This is a genomic window from Lysinibacillus sp. COL-1, from assembly GCF_059814265.1.
In genome coordinates this window covers 239,646-261,645 of sequence record NZ_JCAWSJ010000002.1, presented here as the reverse complement: position 1 = coordinate 261,645, position 22,000 = coordinate 239,646, and the positions used below count along the sequence as shown (strand labels likewise).

22 protein-coding genes are annotated in these 22,000 nt (G+C 37.9%); 18 read left to right on the top strand and 4 right to left on the bottom strand.

Going from position 1 to position 22,000, the window contains the following annotated elements:
• Positions 1-152 precede the first annotated feature (152 nt).
• The 12 genes from AC6BKE_RS01830 to AC6BKE_RS01775 all read left to right on the top strand — a co-directional run bounded on the left by AC6BKE_RS01830 (position 153) and on the right by AC6BKE_RS01775 (position 12,177).
• Entirely contained in the window at positions 153-839 is a 687-nt protein-coding gene (locus AC6BKE_RS01830; protein WP_271911906.1) for a response regulator transcription factor, read from the top strand.
• Positions 823-2,238, top strand: coding sequence for a HAMP domain-containing sensor histidine kinase (locus AC6BKE_RS01825; protein ID WP_058845137.1), 1,416 nt, complete (start codon positions 823-825; stop codon positions 2,236-2,238). The genes AC6BKE_RS01830 and AC6BKE_RS01825 overlap by 17 nt, the downstream gene beginning before the upstream one ends.
• A gap of 305 nt (positions 2,239-2,543) precedes the next feature.
• Positions 2,544-3,245, top strand: a complete 702-nt coding sequence (locus tag AC6BKE_RS01820) for a polyphosphate polymerase domain-containing protein (protein ID WP_499855690.1) — start codon at positions 2,544-2,546, stop codon at positions 3,243-3,245.
• 20 nt (positions 3,246-3,265) lie between these two features.
• Positions 3,266-3,949: a DUF4956 domain-containing protein gene (locus AC6BKE_RS01815; protein WP_036123865.1), complete on the top strand. Its 684-nt coding sequence runs from the start codon at positions 3,266-3,268 to the stop codon at positions 3,947-3,949.
• Between the two features lie 42 nt (positions 3,950-3,991).
• Complete coding sequence (locus tag AC6BKE_RS01810; protein ID WP_499855688.1) at positions 3,992-5,785, top strand: CotH kinase family protein; 1,794 nt, start codon at positions 3,992-3,994, stop codon at positions 5,783-5,785.
• Positions 5,786-5,872: 87 nt separating this feature from the next.
• Positions 5,873-6,475 carry an SAM-dependent methyltransferase gene (locus AC6BKE_RS01805; protein WP_036123850.1) on the top strand — a complete coding sequence of 201 codons (603 nt, stop codon included), beginning with the start codon at positions 5,873-5,875 and terminating at the stop codon, positions 6,473-6,475.
• 378 nt (positions 6,476-6,853) lie between these two features.
• A complete protein-coding gene (locus AC6BKE_RS01800) occupies positions 6,854-8,074 on the top strand; it encodes an ABC transporter substrate-binding protein (protein ID WP_036123848.1) in 1,221 nt (406 codons plus the stop codon).
• 146 nt (positions 8,075-8,220) lie between these two features.
• Positions 8,221-9,096 (top strand): branched-chain amino acid ABC transporter permease, encoded by an 876-nt coding sequence (locus AC6BKE_RS01795; protein WP_036123845.1) that lies wholly within the window; start codon positions 8,221-8,223, stop codon positions 9,094-9,096.
• 12 nt (positions 9,097-9,108) lie between these two features.
• Positions 9,109-10,044: a branched-chain amino acid ABC transporter permease gene (locus AC6BKE_RS01790; protein ID WP_340812367.1), complete on the top strand. Its 936-nt coding sequence runs from the start codon at positions 9,109-9,111 to the stop codon at positions 10,042-10,044.
• Positions 10,044-10,823, top strand: a complete 780-nt coding sequence (locus AC6BKE_RS01785; protein ID WP_036123840.1) for an ABC transporter ATP-binding protein — start codon at positions 10,044-10,046, stop codon at positions 10,821-10,823. Before AC6BKE_RS01790 ends, AC6BKE_RS01785 begins: the two co-directional genes overlap by 1 nt.
• Positions 10,823-11,530 (top strand): ABC transporter ATP-binding protein, encoded by a 708-nt coding sequence (locus tag AC6BKE_RS01780; protein WP_036123837.1) that lies wholly within the window; start codon positions 10,823-10,825, stop codon positions 11,528-11,530. The genes AC6BKE_RS01785 and AC6BKE_RS01780 overlap by 1 nt, the downstream gene beginning before the upstream one ends.
• A gap of 146 nt (positions 11,531-11,676) precedes the next feature.
• Entirely contained in the window at positions 11,677-12,177 is a 501-nt protein-coding gene (locus AC6BKE_RS01775) for a cupin domain-containing protein (RefSeq protein WP_036123834.1), read from the top strand.
• A 41-nt stretch (positions 12,178-12,218) separates the two neighbouring features.
• Here the strand turns inward: AC6BKE_RS01775 and AC6BKE_RS01770 are convergent, their stop codons facing one another.
• Positions 12,219-12,938, bottom strand: a complete 720-nt coding sequence (locus AC6BKE_RS01770) for a DUF6904 family protein (protein ID WP_036123832.1) — start codon at positions 12,936-12,938, stop codon at positions 12,219-12,221.
• Between the two features lie 23 nt (positions 12,939-12,961).
• Positions 12,962-13,663: a 23S rRNA pseudouridine(2604) synthase RluF gene (gene rluF, locus AC6BKE_RS01765; protein ID WP_036123828.1), complete on the bottom strand. Its 702-nt coding sequence runs from the start codon at positions 13,661-13,663 to the stop codon at positions 12,962-12,964.
• A gap of 240 nt (positions 13,664-13,903) precedes the next feature.
• On the opposite strand from rluF, the gene adh reads away from it, so the two are divergent.
• From adh to AC6BKE_RS01740, 5 genes are all read left to right on the top strand, one after another.
• The gene (gene adh, locus AC6BKE_RS01760) at positions 13,904-15,424 is read left to right on the top strand and encodes an aldehyde dehydrogenase (RefSeq protein WP_499855684.1); all 1,521 of its coding nucleotides are present in this window, start codon (positions 13,904-13,906) and stop codon (positions 15,422-15,424) included.
• Between the two features lie 21 nt (positions 15,425-15,445).
• Positions 15,446-15,805 carry a DUF779 domain-containing protein gene (locus tag AC6BKE_RS01755; protein WP_499855683.1) on the top strand — a complete coding sequence of 120 codons (360 nt, stop codon included), beginning with the start codon at positions 15,446-15,448 and terminating at the stop codon, positions 15,803-15,805.
• A gap of 332 nt (positions 15,806-16,137) precedes the next feature.
• A complete protein-coding gene (locus tag AC6BKE_RS01750) occupies positions 16,138-17,106 on the top strand; it encodes a DUF4003 family protein (RefSeq protein ID WP_340812365.1) in 969 nt (322 codons plus the stop codon).
• Positions 17,107-17,149: 43 nt separating this feature from the next.
• Positions 17,150-18,577, top strand: coding sequence for an aldehyde dehydrogenase family protein (locus AC6BKE_RS01745; protein ID WP_271911899.1), 1,428 nt, complete (start codon positions 17,150-17,152; stop codon positions 18,575-18,577).
• A gap of 69 nt (positions 18,578-18,646) precedes the next feature.
• Entirely contained in the window at positions 18,647-19,126 is a 480-nt protein-coding gene (locus AC6BKE_RS01740) for an acyl-CoA thioesterase (RefSeq protein WP_016992152.1), read from the top strand.
• A gap of 44 nt (positions 19,127-19,170) precedes the next feature.
• Here AC6BKE_RS01740 and AC6BKE_RS01735 read toward each other — a convergent pair whose 3' ends face one another.
• Positions 19,171-20,481, bottom strand: a complete 1,311-nt coding sequence (locus AC6BKE_RS01735; protein ID WP_036123811.1) for a globin-coupled sensor protein — start codon at positions 20,479-20,481, stop codon at positions 19,171-19,173.
• 283 nt (positions 20,482-20,764) lie between these two features.
• On the opposite strand from AC6BKE_RS01735, the gene AC6BKE_RS01730 reads away from it, so the two are divergent.
• Positions 20,765-20,974: a hypothetical protein gene (locus tag AC6BKE_RS01730; protein ID WP_036123806.1), complete on the top strand. Its 210-nt coding sequence runs from the start codon at positions 20,765-20,767 to the stop codon at positions 20,972-20,974.
• Between the two features lie 50 nt (positions 20,975-21,024).
• Here the strand turns inward: AC6BKE_RS01730 and corA are convergent, their stop codons facing one another.
• Positions 21,025-21,987 (bottom strand): magnesium/cobalt transporter CorA, encoded by a 963-nt coding sequence (gene corA, locus AC6BKE_RS01725; RefSeq protein WP_036123803.1) that lies wholly within the window; start codon positions 21,985-21,987, stop codon positions 21,025-21,027.
• Positions 21,988-22,000 lie beyond the last annotated feature (13 nt).

The following is a 22,000-nucleotide window of genomic DNA, read 5'->3' as shown; positions in this document are numbered from 1 at the left end:
AATGATAAGTGGCTTAGGAAGACATTGTCAATAGATGCCCCTCTATATATTATCTCATAGCAGTTTATGGGCTGTATATAGGCTGACATTTAACTGACATAATCTGGTGCTATAATGAATGTAAGAGCGAACTAGTATCGAGGTGAATGCCTATGGCAAATATTTTAGTAGTAGAAGATGAATATGCAATAAGTCAGGTGTTAAAGGTATATTTACAAAAAGTGGGTTATGATGTGACACAATGTTTCAATGGTGGTGAAGCCTTGGACATGTTTCGGGAAATACAGCCAGACCTAGTGTTACTAGATATTATGTTGCCAGAGAAAAACGGCTGGTCCATTTTAAAGGAAATTAGAGAGCTAAGTACTTGCCCTGTTATTATGTTGACAGCATTAGGTGAAGTAAACTACCGCTTAGAAGGGTTTGACCATGGGGCAGACGATTATATTGCTAAGCCTTTTATTGCAGATGAAGTTGTTGCAAGGGTGAGGGCTGTTTTAAGACGTGCTGAAGGAAGCACAGATTCATCCGTTATAAAACGTTATGGTTCTTTAACCATTGATAGTAAAGCACATAGGGTATTTCTTGGTGAAGAAGAGATTGTATTAACGCCAAGAGATTTATCGGTGCTTATGTTTTTAGCAGACCATCCCAATCAAACATTTACCCGTGATCAGCTCATAGATCAAGTTTGGGGTTGGGAGTATGAAGGTAGTGATCGAGCAGTAGATTTAGCTATAAAGAGGCTTAGAAGGGCATTAAAGGAATGGGATGGGGCAGAAGGAGAAATAAAGACACTACGTGGATTGGGGTATCAGCTAAGTGTTCAAAAAAAATAAGCGAATATCTTTACTCCAATATTGGACGAGCCGTTATTTATTAACACTTTTTATTGGCTTAGCTATAATTTCCTTCATCTCGGCTGCGTGGATTCGTCATACAACATTTGAAAATCGATTAGAATTGATGGCGTTTTTAGCAGACGAGACGGTCTATCGTTTAACTGATACAACAAATCCTAATAATGGGCCGATAAATGGTATTCCAGGCTTTATTGGGGATCGTGAGCGCTTCAATATGAGAGAGATTGATCCGATTTTGTATGTTGTTGACACAGAAGGCAATATACTGACGAGTAACCGCCCTGTGCCTCCTGGCAGTGCCAAAAATGTGACTGGTTTGTTGGATGGAGAAGAAGGAACGAAGGAAGTAACTGGGGAAAGAGAGCCCGAATATGTGGTTATAAGAAAGATAGAAAATAATGATCAGTTATTGGGCTGGGTTCTCGTGATGGAGAAGAAGGTAAATTTAACAAGGGTTAACCAAGCATATGGTCAGCTCGCCTTATTGATTGGAGCATTGGCTTTATTAGGCTGGATAGCCATTTACTTTTTATCAAAGCGTTTAGCCCGTCCAATCAAGCAAGTAGCAGAGGCAGCCAAGCATGTCCAGGAAGGTCATTATGCTGTTGATTTACCTCAAGATAGTAAAGAAAAAGAGGTCTATGAGCTTGTTACATCCTTTAAAAATATGGCGAGTAAGCTAGAACAACTGGAGAAAACGCGAACGGAATTATTAGCAGGTGTCACTCATGAGTTGAAAACACCTGTTACCTCGATAAGTGGTCTATTACAAGCTGTAAAAGATGGCGTTGTAACAGGGCAGGATGCGATAGAGTTCATTGAAATGGCGATGGTTGAAACAACAAAAATGAAAACAATGGTTGGTGATTTACTTGCCTTTAACCACTTTGCTGTGGATGCTATCCCCGTGAAGATCGAATCTGTAGATGTTAATCAGTTATTGCGTGATGCAGTGGCTCAGTGGGAAGTCATGCAGGATGATGAGCTTGTAAGTGTGAATTTGCACTTATTAGATCAACCTGTACTGGTAGAGGCTGATATTGTTCGTATCCAACAAATCATGACAAACCTTTTAACGAATGCCAAACAGGCGATGGACAAAGGAACAATCACCTTAACGCTGACAGATCAAGGGGATACGTTATCGATGATAGTCAAAGATACAGGGCGCGGTATCCCTCAGGAGGAACAGGCATTTATTTTTGAGCGTTTTTATAGAGGAGAAAATAAAAAATATACAGTTCGAGGCTTGGGTTTAGGACTACCACTTAGTAAAATGATGGCACAATCTGTCGGGGGGGATTTACGATTAATCGAAAGCAAGACCTCTGGTACATCCTTTGAATTAGTATTACAAAAGGCTACTACGCTGTAAGAGCGTGGTAGCTTTTTTATATTGATGCAGCCAATCATTGTACCGAGAGTAGAGGAAGACGATAGTTATTTTTTTGCATGTCTCATAGAGATGGTGGTGAGCATTGAATTGTAAAAAATAGTTGAAGAATATGTAAAGCCGACATCTGCCTGACACAAAAGCTCTTTATAGTAAATGGTGTAGACGAGGAGTAAACAAAAGGACGAGCCTTATGAAGGCTTTGCCATCTTCCTGTACTAGCTAGTAAACAATTCAAATGGGAAAGTAGCTGTCAGTATAACACTAAGACAAGGGAGCGTGATGAGATGCCGATAGTAACTTCATTTAATCCAAATGGTCGCCAAGAAATTAAACAAGCGATCTCCTACCCATATTATGCTTTATTAAAAGCTAAGCTTCAGCATGTTATGCAGCTAGACCAGCATGCGGGCAAGGACGGTAAATATTTGATCCGTAGTACGTATTTCGATAATTTGGCCAATAAAGTGCTAAATGAGAAAAAAGAGGGCTATATCAATCGGGATAAATATCGGGTACGCATATACGGGAAATCTAGTGCCATTATTAATTTAGAGCGAAAAAGTAAGCGTAACAATGTCACTTTTAAATCGAAATGTAAGATATCTCAGGCTGAGTATGAACAAATGCGTGTCGGGGATATATCCTGGATGGAGAATGACGACCGAGCGCTAATTCGAGACTTATATCAAGAAATGAATTATAGCCAGCTTAGACCTACAACGGTAGTAGACTATGAGCGAGAGGCGTACATTTATCCGTTCGGAAATGTCCGCGTAACGTTTGATAGTAAGGTCCAATCGAGTCTACGCAACACAGATATGTTTAATCAAAACCTGCCGATGGTAGATGTACTGGAGCCGAACCTTGTGGTTTTAGAGGTAAAGTATGATGAATATTTACCAGACATTATCAAGTATTTACTACAATCTGTAGATACACGTGCAGAGGCCTATTCCAAATATCAGCTTAGTCGTATGTACGGCTAAATACAAAGGAGAATGAACAAATGGATACAATTAAATTTAGCGATATATTTAAATCCAACTTTTTAGAAAAAACAACATCATTTTCATTAATCGATTCTATTATTGGCTTAGTAGTGGCATTTTTTATAGGGCTTTTCATTTACGCCGTTTATAAGAAAACTTTTAATGGTGTCATTTACTCTCATTCATTCAATATCTCATTACTTATTATGACAATGGCAACTGCACTTGTAATTATGGGGATTAGTTCAAATGTTCTGTTATCACTTGGTATGGTTGGTGCTTTATCCATCGTACGTTTCAGAACACCTATTAAAGATCCAATGGATTTAGTCTATATTTTCTGGGCAATTGTTTCTGGTATTTTATGTGGAGCAGGGTTTATTCCATTAGTAATTATCGGTGCTGTGTTAATCGGTCTTGTACTACTAGTGTTCGTGAATAAAATTACGGTAGAGAATCCTTATTTATTGATTGTAAAGTTTGAAGAAGAGCTAGCAAATGCTGAGGTGGAGCGAATTATTGCTGCACAAACAAAAAAATTCGCACTCAAATCAAAATCCATTATGCATAATGATGAAATTGAAACAACTTACGAAATTCGTGTAAAGCAAAATGATGCGAAGCTGATGGATGAACTAACAAAAGTTGCTGGTGTTAAATCAGCCATTATGCTTAGCTACGATGGGAATTTCACAGCGTAATGACCTCATTAACAAAAAGGACTACGATGAGAGGTGATGGCTATGATTAAAACACGAATTGTCTACCTGTGCATGGCAATTTTACTCCTTCTCTTTGTCGTGATATATGCTGTACTTCCAAATGCAGGAATTGAAACGAAAAATTCCGAGTTCTCCTATGAGGATATGGTATTTAATAGCAATAAAGTAACCACTGTCGATATCGAGATTGCTGAGGAAGATTGGACTGACATGCTTGAAAATGCAGCGGACGAGGAATTAAAACAGGCGGATATTACAGTAAACGGCAAGAAAATTGAGAATGTTGCTATTCGCACAAAAGGCAATTTATCATTACGATCAGTTGTCAATAGTGACTCGGATCGTTATAGTTTAAAAATCGATTTTGATTACTATGATGATACTCAAAGCTTATATGGTTTGAAAAAATTAAATTTAAATAATAATTATAGTGATGCTACATTGATGCGGGAATATATCTCCTATGAAATGATGGAGCAAATGGGCTTACCAACACCAGCACACTCCTATATGTATGTCACAGTAAATGGTGAGGAACGGGGCTTGTTTTTAGGAGTGGAAGCAGTAGATGAGACATTCCTAGCCAATAACTATGGTTCTAATGATGGCTTTTTATTTAAGCCAGACGGAACTGGCAGTGATTTGAAATATATTAGTGATGATATTGCAGACTATACAGGCATGGGATTAAAAACAAATGAAGGTCATATGGATCAATCCAAGCTTGTGGAGATGCTAAATGCTATTAATAACGGTGGAGACATCGAAAAATACCTTGATGTCGATGAAATGTTACGTTATTTCGCTGTCAATACAGCACTTGTCAATTTAGATAGTTACCAGGGGAATATGAAACATAACTATTATTTGTATGAACAGAATGGTGTGTTTTCAATTATTCCATGGGATTACAATATGTCCTTCGGCGGCTTTGGTGTTGGCGGTGGAGGCGGTAGAATGGGTGGAGAAAACAGTCAAAATCCAGCTGATGCTCCGACAACTTTAGAAGAATCAGTAGCACAAAACAATGAACAACTTAATCAGGCAGGTGGGGGGAGGTTACAACAGCCAGATGGAGGCTTCAATAGGGGAATGGAAATGGGGATGTCAAGCAACCTGTTAGCCGAGAGTGCTATTAATTTTAGTGTGAAAACCCCTGTTTCTGGCACAACGTTAGAGGAGCGGCCACTGCTGAATGCCTTGCTTACTAATGAAGAGTACCGTGCTAAATATGAAGGTTATCTAGAAGAGCTAGCGACAACCTATTTAACAGAGGATTATGTACAAGCTATTACTAAAAACTTAGCACTATTAATAACGACCTATGTGGAGGCAGATCCCACAAAATTCTCTACTACAGAGCAATTCTTAGAGGCAGTTGAAGGTGAAAATAGCTTACCTGAATTCGCTAAACAGCGCTCCCAATCTATTTTAAAGCAGCTATCTGGAGAGCTGGTTGTAGAAGCGTCTACGACATCACAAGGAAATATGGGCGTACCAACTCCAAATGAAAATGGTGAGATGAATTCAATGCCAGAGAATTTTGACCCGAGTCAACTACCAGAGGATTTTGATCCATCACAGAGCCCACCGTTTAATAGAGAAGGCAATGGCCCACGAGAAGGACAAAATGGCGAATCAATGCAACGTCCTGATGGAAGCGGAGGCCCAATCAGTATGCCAGGTGAAAATGATGGAGCGTCTAATCAAGCAACTGTAATTGATAAAAATACAGTGTTTACAGCCGCAGCCTGCCTTGTATTGCTTCTCTTAGCACTTCTCTTTGTTGTTAAATTTAAACGCAGAGGTCGTTGAAAAATAACCATATCCAACATGTTTGGGTATGGTTTTTGCATTTTATCGTGTTAAAATAAAGCATTCTTTTCTGAGGAGTCTTTTCATATGAATGAACAGCAGTTTGATAAATATTTGCATATTAACACAGTGGGAGAACAATACGGTTTCCCAAAACTCGCACACTATCACCGATATGAGCCAACACCATATAGCGGGTTGGAACAATTGTTTGAAGCGTACGAGATGCCGGACAATCCAGTATTCATTGATATGGGATGTGGAAAAGGAAGAGTACCCATTTATGTGCATCATAAGTTCCGTATTCCGACTATTGGGATAGAAATGGATGCAGGATTTTATGCAGAGGCTGAAGAAAATAAACGTAGTTATCTCCAAAAAATGAAAGCACATGCACCCATTTCGTTTATTCATACAATAGCTGAGGCTTATGAAATAAAGTCACGTGATAATGTGTTCTTCTTCTTCAACCCTTTTTCGATTCATATTTTTCGTACAGTCATTCATAATATTTGGAAATCCTATGAACAGCGAATGCGAGATATTCATTTAATTTTATATTATCCGCCTTATGATTATTTACAATTTTTACATCACGGAACATCATTTGAATTACTTCATGAGGTTCATTTAGAAAATGAAACCAATATTAATGAACGTCTTTGTGTGTTTGTCTTAAAAAGAGCTTAGAGCTTGGGAAACCAACTCTAAGCTTTTCTAATTTAAATAAAGTAACATCGCAGTAATTATTTTCAGGGAAATAATGATATGAGAAAATGAACGCTCTTACTTAGACTTTATTGTAAAAAAGTAATTTCATCTAATAGTTTTGTACTAGTCTTTATGTAAAATTAAAAGATAATTCACAAATAACTAATTATACTGAAAAATCACTCTAGACTAAATATAAAGAATGTTTTACAATGTAAAAGGCTTATATGAATAATATTTTTCATTCGTTTTAGGATAGTTATAAATAATTATTTTTGCTATTGAGTAAATGAATTTAATTGTTTATAATTATCAGAAATATCTAATATTTTAGAAATTTTCAGGGGGAATTTAATTATGAGAGAGAGCAAAAAGCTTAAGAAGTTCGGTTCACTTTTAGTAGCATCTTCATTACTTGCTGGTGTTCTTGCAGGTTGTGGTAACGGAGACGATTCAAGTTCTGGCGGAGGTTCATCATCAGGCGGAGGTTCATCTGATGGCGATACAATTAAAATTGGTGCCAACTTAGAGCTTTCGGGGAATGTAGCATCTTATGGTTCCTCTATTGGGCTAGGTGCAGAACTGGCTGTAAAAGAAATTAATGATGCTGGCGGTATTGACGGCAAGAAAATTGAACTGATTAAAGTAGATAATAAATCAGAGAACTCTGAGGCAACCTCAGCTGCTATTAAACTAGCAACGCAAGATAAAGTAGTAGCAATGCTAGCGCCTGCAACTTCAGGAAATACAGTAGCAACGGTTCAAATAGCCAATGATAATAAAATTCCAATTGTAACTGGTTCTGGTACAGCGCCAAATATTACAGTAAACGAAGATGGCAGTGTGAATGAATATGCATTCCGTACATGCTTTATCGATCCATTCCAAGGAATTGTAGCGGCTAACTTTGCCTCAGGCGAGCTAGATGCGAAAAATGTAGCTATTTTCGCAGATAATGCATCAGACTATGCAAAAGGTTTGGCAAAATCCTTTAAAGAAACAATTACTAAGAGTGGCGGAAAAGTTGTGAAAGAAGAAGCTTATGTAGCGAAGGATACAGACTTCCGTACACAGTTAACAAATATTAAAGCATCAAATCCAGATTTCATCTTTATCCCAGGATACTATGAAGAAGTTGGTTTAATCGTTAAACAAGCACGTGAAATGGGTATTGATGTACCTTTAATGGGTGCTGATGGTTGGGATTCTCCAACTTTAATAGATTTAGCTGGTGCGGATGCATTGAATAACACATACATCACAAACCACTATTCTGCTGAAGACCCAGACCAAAAAATTCAAGATTTCGTAAAGGCATTTAAAGCGGCAAATGGTGACAAAGCACCTGACGCATTTAATGCACTTGGTTATGACTCAATTTACTACATTGCAGATGCGATTAAACGTGCAGGCTCTACGGATGGTGAAGCAATTAAAAATGAATTAGCTGCAACAAAAGATCTTTCTTTAGTAACAGGTACTTTCTCAGTTGACGAAAACCATAACCCAATTAAAACAGCAACAGTTCTTGAATTCAAAGACGGTAAACAAGTGTTCAACTCTAAAGTTAATCCTTAATGTTTTGTAAGCAAGGGGGAGGCGGGTAAACACGCCTTCCTTTTTATGTTTTAGATAACTAGAATGCTAACGTAATTCATAACTTTCTAGTATAGATGCATGTACAGATTTCTCATTTTTCAGAAAATTCAAAGGAGTGAATGCGCATGGAATGGATACAGCAACTTGTGAACGGTATTTCACTTGGAAGTATCTACGCGTTAATAGCGTTAGGGTATACGATGGTATACGGTATTATCAAGCTGATTAACTTTGCTCATGGTGATGTTTTCATGATCGGGTCATTTATTGGCTTTTACGCAATTGCTAAATGGGAGCTTGGTTTCTTCCCGGCTCTATTATTGGCAATGACCGTTTGTGCGATCTTTGGTGTTTTAATTGAACGTATTGCCTATAAACGTTTACGAAATGCAACACGTATCGCAGCATTAATTACAGCGATTGGTGTGTCATTGTTAATTGAATACACTACTATTTTCTTCAGAGGTGCTCAACCAGCAGCTTATCCTGAAGTTTTCAAAAATAAATCATTTGATATTTTTGGTGTACAAATTAGCAGTACATCCATTTTAATTTTATCAGTCGCAGTTGTACTGATGATTCTTTTACAATTCATCGTACATAAAACAAAAATCGGTAAAGCGATGCGTGCCGTTTCTCACGATGCAGATGCAGCTCGCTTAATGGGTATAAACGTTGATAATACAATCTCTGCAACATTTGCTATTGGTTCAGCTTTAGCTGGTGCAGCGGGTGTTATCTTCGGTGTTTATTATACAAAGATTGATCCTTTAATGGGTGTTATTCCTGGCGTTAAAGCATTTATCGCAGCTGTTCTTGGTGGTATTGGTATCATTCCGGGCGCTATGGTTGGTGGTATGTTACTAGGCGTTGTAGAGTCCTTAGTAAGTGCGCTTGGCTTCTCATTATGGCGTGATGCAGCGGCATTCGTAATTTTAATTTTAATTTTAATCTTCAGACCATCGGGTATCTTTGGTAAAAATGCCCGTGAGAAAGTGTAGGTGAGCGGTTTTATGAAAAAGTCTAAAATTTTTTGGGGCTATGCCGTAATAGCGCTAGTCATCTATGCAGTTGTGCAATTATTGATTACAACAGAAGTAATTGATTTGTACTACAAAAATATGTTAATCACAATGTGTATTAACATCATGCTGGCTGTCAGCTTGCATATTGTTATTGGGGTTACTGGACAATTCTCAATTGGGCATGCTGGGTTCCTAGCAGTTGGTGCATATGTGTCCGCTATCATTACCACAAAATTAATGCTGCCATTCCCATTGGCTATCTTTTTAGGGGCAGTCGCAGCAGCGGTTGCTGGTCTAATAGTAGGGATTCCCACTCTGCGTTTAAAAGGAGATTATTTAGCAATTGCGACACTAGGCTTTGCTGAAATTATTCGTATTATCTTTTTAAATACGGATTATGTTGGTGGCGCAGCGGGGATGCAGGTTAAATATTTATCTAACTGGACATATGCATTCTTTGGTGTTGTGTTAACGATTCTCGTTATCTCGAACTTTACAAATTCTCGTCATGGTCGTGCGTGTATTTCCATTCGTGAGGATGAAATTGCAGCGGATGCTATGGGTATTAATACGACCTATTATAAAGTTGTTGCATTCGCGATTGGGTCTTTCTTTGCAGGTCTAGCTGGAGCTATTTTCGCACATAACTTTTATATTATCCAACCGACAACATTTGGTTTCTTAAAATCATTTGATATTTTAATTTATGTTGTACTCGGTGGCTTAGGGAGTCTTTCTGGTTCAGTGATTGCAGCGATTTTCTTAACTTTTGTATCAACTTATCTAGCAAACTTCCCTGAAACTCGTATGATTATTTATAGTTTAGTATTAATTATTGTCATGCTGTATCGTCCAACCGGCTTAATGGGAACAAAGGAAATTACGCAGTTATTTAAGTTTGGTAAAAAGGGAGGTACAAAATAATGACTGGAAACCTTCTTATAAAAGTTGAAAACATGGGGATTCAATTCGGTGGTTTAAAGGCGGTACAGGGTGTGAATATGTACCTTAATCAAGGTGAATTAGTAGGGCTAATTGGACCTAATGGTGCTGGGAAAACAACCAGCTTTAATATGCTGACAGGGGTTTATACCCCAACGGAAGGTATAATTACTTTTGATGGTATGAGATTAAATGGACTGGCACCATATCAGGTGACGCAAAAGGGTATTAGCCGTACGTTCCAAAATATTCGCTTATTTAAAGAGCTATCTGTTCTAGACAATGTTAAGGTAGCCAATCATTCTCTTGCTAAGCATTCCATGTGGTCTTCTATTTTCCGTTTGCCAACTCATTTCAAGGGTGAGGCAGCAATGGAGCATCAATCAATTGAATTCTTAAAAATCTTTGGCTTAGATGTCTATAAGGATGAACTAGCGAAAAATTTACCATATGGAATGCAGCGTCGTTTAGAAATTGCTCGTGCTTTAGCAGCGAATCCCAAGCTACTATTATTGGATGAGCCAGCAGCAGGGATGAACCCACAGGAAACACATGATTTAATGGAGTTAATTGCATTTATTCGTAAAGAATTTGGCTTAACCATTTTGTTAATTGAGCATGATATGAGCTTAGTTATGGGTATTTGTGAACGCATTTATGTACTCGATCATGGACAATTAATCGCTGACGGGACACCAGAAGAAATTCGCAACAATCCTAAGGTAATTGAAGCGTACCTTGGTGAGGAGGTTATCGGCTAATGCTAAAAGTACAAAATATCGATGTTTATTATGGCAACATCCAAGCATTAAAGGGCCTCTCTTTAGAAGTAAACGAGGGTGAAATTGTAACGTTAATCGGTGCAAATGGTGCTGGAAAAAGTACATTGTTAAAGACATTATCAGGTTTACTGAAGCCAAAAGGTGGCATTATTGAATACGAGGGCTTCTCTATTGCTGGGAAGGCAGCACAAACTATTGTTAAATCGGGGATCTCCCACGTTCCCGAGGGTCGTCGTGTTTTTGCCAATATGTCAGTAGAAGAAAACTTAGAGCTTGGTGCCTACCTACGTAATGATAAAGCTGGTATTAAAAAAGATATGGATCATGTTTTCGAGTTATTTCCGCGCTTATTAGAGCGTCGCAAGCAGCAGTCAGGCACATTATCTGGTGGGGAACAGCAGATGCTTGCGATGGGCCGTGCCTTAATGGCAAAACCAAAACTGTTATTAATGGATGAACCTTCGATGGGTCTTGCACCGCTAATGGTTAAAAACATCTTTAATATTATTGAACAGGTCAATAAAGAAGGTACAACTGTATTGCTTGTTGAGCAAAATGCTAATATGGCTTTATCTGTTGCTAATCGTGCGTATGTACTTGAAACAGGACGTATTGTTTTAGCTGGTTCAGCAAAAGAGCTTCAAGAGAGCGAGCAAGTAAAAGCAGCTTATTTAGGCGGATTATAGAATTTGAAGGGCATCTCAACAAAGAGATGCCCTTTCAGTTGATCTTCGATATATCAAGATTACCTCTTGATAAAGCTGATCCCTTGAAAAATCAAAGGTAGCCTTTTTACTTTATTTTTTGGTAAGGTGGAAAAAAGGAGTGATACATGTTGAAGTTTTCAGCACAATATTTTATTAAACAATTAAATTTAGCCGAACATCCAGAAGGAGGCTATTACATTTCATCATTTCGTGCCACAGACGAGCTAGCAGTGAGAGATGTTCAGAGACCTATTTATACGAGTATTTATTTCTTATTACGCTCACAAGATATCTCACATTTACATCGATTGCAATCAGATGAGCTATGGTATTACCATGCGGGAAGTCCACTAACAGTTCATATGATTTTCCCCGATGGTACCTATGAGGCGAAAAAGCTTGGTTTGAATGTAGAAGCTGGTGAGGTACCACAAATTGCAGTTCCGAAAAATACCATTTTCGGCTCATCGGTGGAGGATTCCGAGTCGTTTAGTCTAGTCGGGTGTATGGTTGCACCAGGATTTGACTTTGCAGATTTTGAATTGTTTACACAGGAAGAGCTTTTAGCAGACTATCCTCAGCACGAGGGAGTTATTCGTAAAATGACTTACAAAACCATTAAATAGAAAAGTAGCCGTCTCAAAGTTTTTGAGACGGCATGATTTGTTCACCATAGTATTTCTTCAGGATAATTCAGTTGTATTTGGATATCATGTAATGCTTGCTTAGTCGTAATAGCTGCTTCCATTAGAGTTGATTTTAATGCCAAATATTCATGATCCTCTACCATTAATCGCACCGCAAATGCCGCTAAATGTGCTTTTCGCTCCTCTTTACTTAATTGAATATATTCTAGATTCAGAACATCAACATATTGCGTAGCAAAACGGAAAGTGAATGGATTTTTAGCATGTAGCATTCGGACAAACATAACATAATCCTCCTCATCAATCTCCTGTTCCAAACAATCGGCAATAGCCGCTTGAAACTTGCGTAAAATGGCAATTTCATAATTCCACATGGACGCATTGTTTAACTGCTGATGCAAATCAATAAAATCATTTAAAGCAATCGCACTAAATATTATTTCTGGCCAAAGAATTTCTGTGGCAAAATAAACATTTTTATTAGGAAAGATCAGTTCATGTTGTGTCAGGACATTTTTATTAAGTCCGTTACTCACAAAATCAAGGTGATGTTCCCCGAGCATAGCATGTCTTAGTTTATAGCATACGCTTAAAATACGTAGTCGAGGACCTTGATAATCATAGTATTTATTTTCATCACCAGTTACTTTATAGATCGCATTGATTAGTTCATCTAAATCCCAATAATCCCCGCTAACCCGTACCCCTGTTAGTTGCTCTGTGCTTTGAATAGATATCATAGTCCTCGCCCTCCTTTAAGTGCTTATTTAGGTGTGTAGTTGAGTAGTTTGAATAGTTCTGTTCGTTCCTTATCTGTTAAATCACGCCATTGGCCCACTTTTAAATTACCAAGCTTAATATTCATAATACGAATACGCTGTAGGCGCTTAACGGAATAACCTAGCGCTGAGCACATTCGGCGGATTTGACGATTTAAGCCTTGCTCTAAAATGATTTTAAAAACTTTGTCCGAAATCTTTTCTACACGACAAGGTAAGGTTGTTGTATCTAGAATATCAACACCGGCTCCCATTTTTTTAATAAATTGCGCTGTTATAGGCTGATCAACTTGAACGATGTATTCTTTTTCATGATGGTTTTCTGCACGCAGAATTTTATTGACGATATCGCCATCATTAGTTAATAACAATAATCCCTCTGATTCCTTATCGAGACGTCCGATATGAAAAATACGTAAGGGATGATTGACGAAATCAACGACATTGCCTTTTATATGACGCTCTGTTGTACTTGTAATGCCGACAGGTTTATTCAGAGCAATATAGACAAGCTGTTGTTCTTTCTTTACCTCTTTTCCATCAACGCAAACTATATCACCCGTTTCAACCTGACTACCGACAGTCGCCAACTGACCATTAATGGTTACTTTTCCTTCAGCAACCCATTTATCAGCACCACGACGGGATATGATGCCTGTTTCACTTAAATATTTATTAATACGCATATTGTTCTCCTATATTTTATATTATTTTTAAGTATACCTTAACGTGTACATGCCGTGAATTCTAGAAGCTTTTCTAGCAAAAATAAATTAAATGGAAAAGTTTTTGAAAAAGTTGAAATTATTTTACGTTTCTGACAATATAGTAGTTGAGAGGGTTTCTATGAAAATAGTGTTATTCCGATATAAAATAACGTTTTTTCTAGATAGTTCTCATTAAATTGTGTAAAGGGGAGAAGTAAAATGGTTTATGCATTTCCAAACACTGAAGGATCGGTAGTTCAATTCAAACAGAAATATGATAATTATATTGGTGGCGAATGGACACCCCCAGTGAAAGGTCAATACTTTGATAACGTCACTCCTGTTACTGGACAAGTTTTTACACAAGTAGCACGTTCCACAGCTGAGGATATTGAACATGCACTCGATGCAGCACATGCTGCTAAAGATGCATGGGGCAAAACATCACCAACAGAACGTGCAAACATTTTACTTAAAATTGCGGACCGTATTGAGGAAAATCTAGAAAAGCTAGCCGTTGCTGAAACATGGGATAACGGTAAAGCGGTGCGCGAAACATTAAATGCAGATATCCCTCTTGCAATTGATCATTTCCGTTATTTTGCTGGAGTCTTACGTGCTCAAGAAGGTTCCGTTAGCCAAATTGATAACGATACAGTTGCTTATCACTTCCATGAGCCGATTGGTGTAGTGGGTCAAATCATCCCTTGGAACTTCCCACTATTAATGGCAGTATGGAAGCTCGCACCAGCACTTGCAGCTGGGAACTGTGTCGTATTAAAACCTGCAGAGCAAACACCAGCATCTATTATGGTGCTTGTGGAATTAATAGAAGATTTATTACCACCAGGAGTCATTAATATTGTGAATGGATTTGGTTTAGAAGCAGGGAAACCGCTTGCATCCAATCCTCGCATTGGTAAAATTGCCTTCACAGGTGAGACGACGACAGGTCGTTTAATTATGCAATATGCATCTCAAAATCTTATTCCTGTTACATTAGAATTGGGCGGTAAATCACCAAATATCTTCTTTGAAGATATTATGGATAAAGATGATGCCTTTTTAGATAAAGCCGTAGAGGGCTTCGTACTATTTGCTCTCAATCAAGGAGAAGTATGTACATGTCCTTCACGTGCACTGATCCAGGAATCTATATACGATAAATTTATGGAGCGTGTACTACAGCGTGTAGAGGCCATTAAAGTGGGCAATCCGCTTGATCCAAACACAATGATGGGTGCACAGGCTTCAAGTGAGCAAATGGAAAAAATTCTTTCTTATTTAGATATTGGTAAGCAAGAGGGTGCACAATGCCTAATTGGTGGCGAGAAAAATAATGTAGGCGAGGGCTTCGAAAATGGCTACTACATTAAACCGACAGTCTTCAAAGGAAATAATAAAATGCGTATTTTCCAAGAGGAAATTTTCGGACCAGTTGTTGCTGTAACAACGTTTAAAACAAAAGAGGAAGCACTAGAAATTGCTAATGATACATTATATGGCTTAGGTTCTGGTGTTTGGACGAGAGATATTAATACAGCTTATCGCTTCGGTCGTGAAATTCAAGCAGGTCGTGTTTGGACAAACTGTTACCATGCTTATCCGGCACATGCTGCATTTGGCGGCTATAAAATGTCAGGTGTTGGTCGTGAAAATCACAAAATGATGTTAGCGCATTACCAACAAACGAAAAACCTATTAGTTAGCTACAGCGAAAACAAACTTGGTTTCTTCTAATTTGTAGGGAGGTGCATGAGCGTGGTTGAACGTGTACTAGCTACAGAAGAAGCGCTGGCACTAATCAATCTATTAAAAGATAAACATGGATCTGTGATGTTTCACCAGTCCGGCGGATGCTGTGATGGCTCCTCGCCAATGTGCTATCCAGAAGGTGATTTGCTATTAGGAGATCAGGATGTGTGCCTTGGAGAGATTGGTGGTGCGCCTTTCTACATGCACAAAAATCAATATGATTACTGGAAGCATACACAAATCATATTGGATGTTGTTGCGGGCAGAGGAGGCATGTTCTCATTAGAGGGCGTAGAGGGAAAACGTTTCCTAACAAGGTCAAGAGCCTTCACATCTGAGGAGTTACGAGAACTAGGGTTAATTTAAATGAAGGATAGTACAGCGGCAGAAAAATTTGCCGCTGTTTTTTATATTAATTTTTGTGGAATAGAGTATGTAAAGCGATATTGGTTGATGAATTTCTTAAAAATAGGAATAAATTTAATCGATCCTTTAAGGTGACGGTAAATAATAGTTTTCTTGTGGTTTTTGCTATCATCCTCAAGACCTCCTTTTATAGTTGTTAATATTTCCTATTAAATCAGATAAATGAAGTAACATACATTAAATTAAGTTTACTTTTTATGTTAATTGTTACAAAGAGGATTGAATCTTTCACACAGATTGTAACGTAAAATGGGTAAAGGAGTGTGCTAAATATGGATTACGCGCTGATTGAAAATGAACTTACAAATACAGTTGAGGATGTATCAAAGGCTGCTGGTTGGACAGTCGATCGTAAAATTGTTTTAGCGATTGCTAGTAAATTTGTAGCGTCAGGAAAAACTTTTGATGCAATAAGATATAAAAATGTTCTGCAAGAGATGAAGAAGCAATCCTCGTGGATGTCCCCTTTACGAACAACAGTTGGGTATAGTATTGCCGCCAATTTATTGGAGCAAGAAGATACTGAAAAGGCAGTCGAGAATTTACTTACAAACGTGAGTATCTTGAAGGAAGCAAAATTTAGAAGCGGCAATTTCAGCTATATCGGAGCACAGTTTTTGACTGAGGATGAACAAAATAAAAAAGCACATGCACAGGCAGCTAGAACTTTATTCGATGCTATTCGTAAACATCATCCATTTTTAACATCTTATGAGGACATTCCTTATGCAGTGTTATTGAGTAGTCCATCTGATGATGTTGAGCTACGGGCGGAAACAATGAATCAATATTATAAAGAATTACGAACATATAATTTTAATGCTGGTAATGAACTACAGTGGCTATCACAGGTATTAACATTTTTATCCCCACAATTTGATGTTAATCTAGCACCAAATGTTGTGGCACTCCGTGATACACTCAAAAACCAAAATGTAAAGGTCAAGGCTATGCATTATCCTTTACTCGGCTTTTTAGCCATACTAAGTCTTACTAAAGCACAGCTTCAAGATATTATTGATTTATATCATGAATTAAAGGACTTGAAATTATTAAAATGGCACCGTGAATTTGTTCTCTTTATGGCTGTACAAATCGCTATTTATGATATGGCGAAGGTGCAAAAATCTTTGTCCATGACCATTATGTCTTCCATTGAATTATTAATCCAAGCACAGCAAGCAGCGATGATAGCTGCGGTTAGTGCAGCTGCTATTGCATCAAGTTCAAGTTCTTCATGATAGAATAAAGGAGAACTTGATTATTTGGAGGTGCATTTGAAGGATGAAGGAAACAAAACTATGGATGAATGGTCAGTGGCAAGATGCCAAGGAAAGCTATGAGCTAACATCTCCGTATAGTGGTGAGGTTATTGCTCAGGTAGCAAAAGCATCGATACAAGATGTAGAGAGAGCTATCGAAGGTGCACAGCAGGCATTCCAATCGTTTAAAAAGACTACAGCCTACGAACGTGCCGAAATATTATATAAAGTTGTTGAGATTATGCGACAACGTAAAGAAGAATTTGCTGAAATTTTAGCATTAGAGGCAGGGAAGCCTATAGTAGCAGGATTAGCCGAAATGGATCGTACAATCGCAACCTATCAATTTGCGGCAGAGGGAGCTAAACAGTCTAAGGGTGAGACTGTTCCGATGGATGCAGCACCTGGAGCTGGAGATCGTATAGGCTGGACAAAACGAGAACCATTAGGTGTAATCTCAGCCATTACGCCGTTTAATTTTCCATTCAATTTAGTGGCACATAAATTAGGCCCAGCATTTGCAGTAGGTAATACGGTTGTATTAAAGCCAGCAACACAAACGCCGTTAAGTGCTATTGTGATGGCTGAAATTTTTCGTGAAGCAGGATTACCTGATGGCGCGTTGCAGATCGTAACAGGAAGTGGTGGCGAGCTTAGTGATACACTTGTTACGCATCCATACGTCAAAAAAGTAACCTTTACAGGCAGTAGTAAAGTTGGTTTGAGCATTAAAGAAAAGGTCGGTTTGCGTAAAATAACGTTAGAACTAGGTTCTAATGCAGCCGTAATTGTCGAACCATCGACGCCAATTCATAAAATTGTTAGTCGTTGCGTAAGCGGTGCTTTCAACTTTGCTGGACAAGTATGTATTTCGTTACAACGTATTTATGTGCATTCGTCCATCATTGATGAATTTACTGAAGCATTCGTTGAAGAAACGAAAAAACTTATAGTAGGAGACCCGTTAGATACAAAGACAGATGTCAGTGCCATGATTAATCCAAATGAGGTAGAACGTATCCGAGCGTGGGTTGAGGAAGCGCAAGAACAAGGGGCAGTTATTGCAACAGGTGGCGAATTTACAGAACGTACTCTAACACCAACAGTTATGACGAATGTAACAGCTGACATGAAAATTGTCTGTCAGGAAACATTCGCACCAATCGTCTCAATTGTTTCATATGAAACATTAGACGACGCGATTCGACTTGTGAACGAGTCGGACCTTGGTCTAAATGCGGGTATTTACACGAATATATTGTCAGATGCCTTATATGCAGCAGACGAATTACAGGCTGGTGCTGTCATTATTAATGATATTCCGACATTCAGGGTAGATAACATGCCATATGGTGGTGTGAAGATGAGTGGTTATGGACGAGAAGGAATTAAGTGGGCCATTGAGGAAATGAGCGATATGAAATTTATTTCGATGAAAAAATCATTCTAAATTTGCATCAGCTCTTCTTCTGCGATACGATGACGAAAGAACATTACATGAAGGGAAGTTGCAAGTATTATGCCAAACAACGCTGTACCAATGAGCCAATCACGTACGGTTCAATCGCGTCTCGTATTACCCCCAGACACAAATAATCACAATTCTATTTTCGGTGGAAGAGTGTTAGCTTATATTGATGAAATCGCTGCTATTACAGCAATGAAACATGCGAAGGGACTCGTAGTTACAGCATCTATTGATTCGGTTGATTTTTTATCGGCTGCACATGTAGGGGATATTCTTGAAATCGAGAGTATTGTTTCGTCTACAGGACGTTCTTCTATGGAAGTTTACGTTCGTGTTGTTTCTCGTAATATTGAGACTGGCGAGGAAAAATTAACGACAGAATCCTTTGTTACGATGGTTGCAGTAAATGAGGAAGGGAAACCAGTACCAGTTCCTGCGATTTATCCTGAAACAGATGAAGAAAAACGTTTGTTTGAAACAGGGCCAGCAAGACGAGAGCACCGTAAGCAAAAACGTGCATTACCACATTAAGGAGAAAGGGAAATTCGCTTTTAAAAGTGAATTTCCCTTTCATTTTACATATTTAGTTCATTAACTACATTAATAAGAGAGTCAGAAGAAGAAGAAACGAGCGTAGCTCCCTGTGATAATTCAGTAATTAGATTAGAGATGGCTGAAATATCTCTTGATGTGTTGACATATTGCTGTTGAATGCCAGAAACAGCATCGGCAATATCATTAAATGACTTGGATAAATTCTCTTGTGTATTGACACTGTGCTGAATTTTTTGATCCACATTAAGAACGGAATTGGCCATCGTTGTAATATTGCTTTCTGTTTCTTTAATGAGGTGTGAAACATTTTGTACGGCATTTTTTGTTTCCTCAGCAAGCTTGCGTACTTCCTCAGCCACCACCGCGAAACCTTTCCCATGTTCTCCAGCTCGAGCAGCCTCAATGGAAGCATTTAAGGCTAATAAATTGGTTTGATCAGCAATACCTGTAACAAGTCCAACAATCTCAGAAATTTTCTGAGAAGAGGTACGTAGCTGATTCATCGTTACCTCCAGACTGTTGACACTTTGTAAAATGACTTGGATTAAATCATTTTGTTCTTTAAGCTGCAGTTGACCACGTCTTGATTTTTCTTGGGTATCTGCTACGAAGCTTAATCCTTGCTTTGTCGCCACAGCAATATCATCTGTCTGCGAGGAAATAACCAATAGTGATGCTGCTGTTTCTTCACTAATAGAGTTGAGCTCCTCTGCTGTACTCTGAATGGTTGTAACAAGAGAGTTTTTTGTTGCATCAGCCACTGAGCGAATGCGTTCTTCTTCATTTTCATAGGCCTCAATCACAAGCTGTTGCTCGAAATTAATGATTTTACAAAAAGCATTTATGGCACGAATGGCATCTTGTTTTGAGATGTCCACCTCGCTCACAAAATTTGTAAATGTAGAAGTGAGTGATTGGAATGAGGCAATATACCATTTGGATTGTAAACCAATTCGCACGTGAGTCTCGGCAATTGCCTTTCTTTCGGCAATGTAGGCATCATTTATATGACTCTCAAAAATATCACTTAAATGTTTATGTAATGTAATTTTCAAACGGTCAATATGTGATGTTCTATTAATAATATCGATTAGATCTTGGCTCAAACTAATGGCAGCATAAAATTGCTCCACCATTGCAGGGATGAGATCCTTTGCAAGCGGTTGTAGTTGTTTAATGATTGCTAAATCGTCTACTGTTAAATTTAAAAGTTGCAATTGTTTTTGAAGATTCGGGTAGTTCGATACATCTAGTCGAACATCATTCTTAAAATTTTCAGGTGTTAATGTAATTGAATAGTTAGCACTACTGTTTTTGGAAAACCAACTCATTATTATTTGCTCCATTCCTAATATCCATAATAAATTGTAAGTAAAAAAGCCTTTTGAAATTTGTTAGGTTTGTAAATTTGATAAATAATTGGTATTAAATCTATTTTACTATTATTTGCTGAATATTTGGTTAAAAATTTGGTTATTTCTTTATTTTTTTACTTTATTGTCAGTTCAATTAGTGAAGCGAAGTAAATTTGAATTTAAAATAGGAAACCTGTAAAATACGAACTGTTTAGCAAGATAGAGACTGTACGTAAAAAGGGAGTAGAGGAGGTATTATATGGAGAAAAAGCGTTTTAAATTTGTCATCCCAGTCATGGTTATTGTCGCAATTGGCTCTGTTTATATGTTACGAAACTATTATGCTGAGGTACCCTCTGTTGAGCGATTATTAATTACAATCTGTGCAACTTTGGGATCAGGCGTACTAGCATACTTTTTATTTCCGCAGCAAGGTGATAATAAAATTGATGACAGGGGACCCTATTAACTTCTTGAAAAAGGAGACTGCTCGTTTCATGACAAAACGAGCAGCTTTTTTTATGGTTTAAATAATTTAAACCAGCCTTTATGTTTAAAGATAGCTAGCATAAAGATCGCAATAATAATCATGGAGCCTAGTACAATAAAATAGCTGTAATGGCCATGAAGCTCAGGCATGTTATCAAAGTTCATGCCATATACACCAGCAATAAAAGTAAGCGGGATAAAGATAGTTGATACAATGGTTAAAGTCATCATAATACCGTTCATGCGACTTGAGCTCATAGCCATATAGCTATCACGCATATCCGCTGTCAGTTCTCGATTGGATTCAACCATTTCAGTTAGTTTAATGAGATGGTCATAAATATCTCCGAAATAAGCTCTTTCTGATTTGTTTAAAGAAAAACGGTAAGAATTAAGAATTCGATATAAAAGATCTCGCATCGGTAAAATAGTGCGTCTTAGGTCAAGTAAGTCACTACGGAATTCGAAGACAATCTTCATGGCATTTACGTTGCTTTGGTATGTAAGTTCGCCTTCAAGTGCATTAAGATGATCTTCAATTTTATAAACAAGAGGGAAATAGCTATCCACGATTTTATCAATTGTTTGATATGTTAAATAAACCGTTCCCCGTTCCCAATTCTTTGGTTGGCTTGCTAGTATCTTTTGTACCTTATCTATTTCAGGAACAGGGTTTTTATGGAACGTCACAATAAATTTATTGGAGGCAAAAATATTAACCTCTTCTGCAGCAAGGTTCTCTTCATTTACTCGATGAATAACAAAGAAATGAAAATCATCATAGAAATCGAGCTTTGGGCGCTGTAATCGCATTAAGCAATCTTCAATAGCAAGCGGATGGAAATGGAAAAATGTATCTAATAATGATTCTTCTTCGGCTGTAGGGCAATTAAAATCAACCCAATACCATTCAAATTCTTGCTGATGTATAACTTCCAATGGAAAATCTTTTAGTAATTGTTGTTGTTTTGTAATACCAATGGTGCTTATCACGGTTTTCACCTCA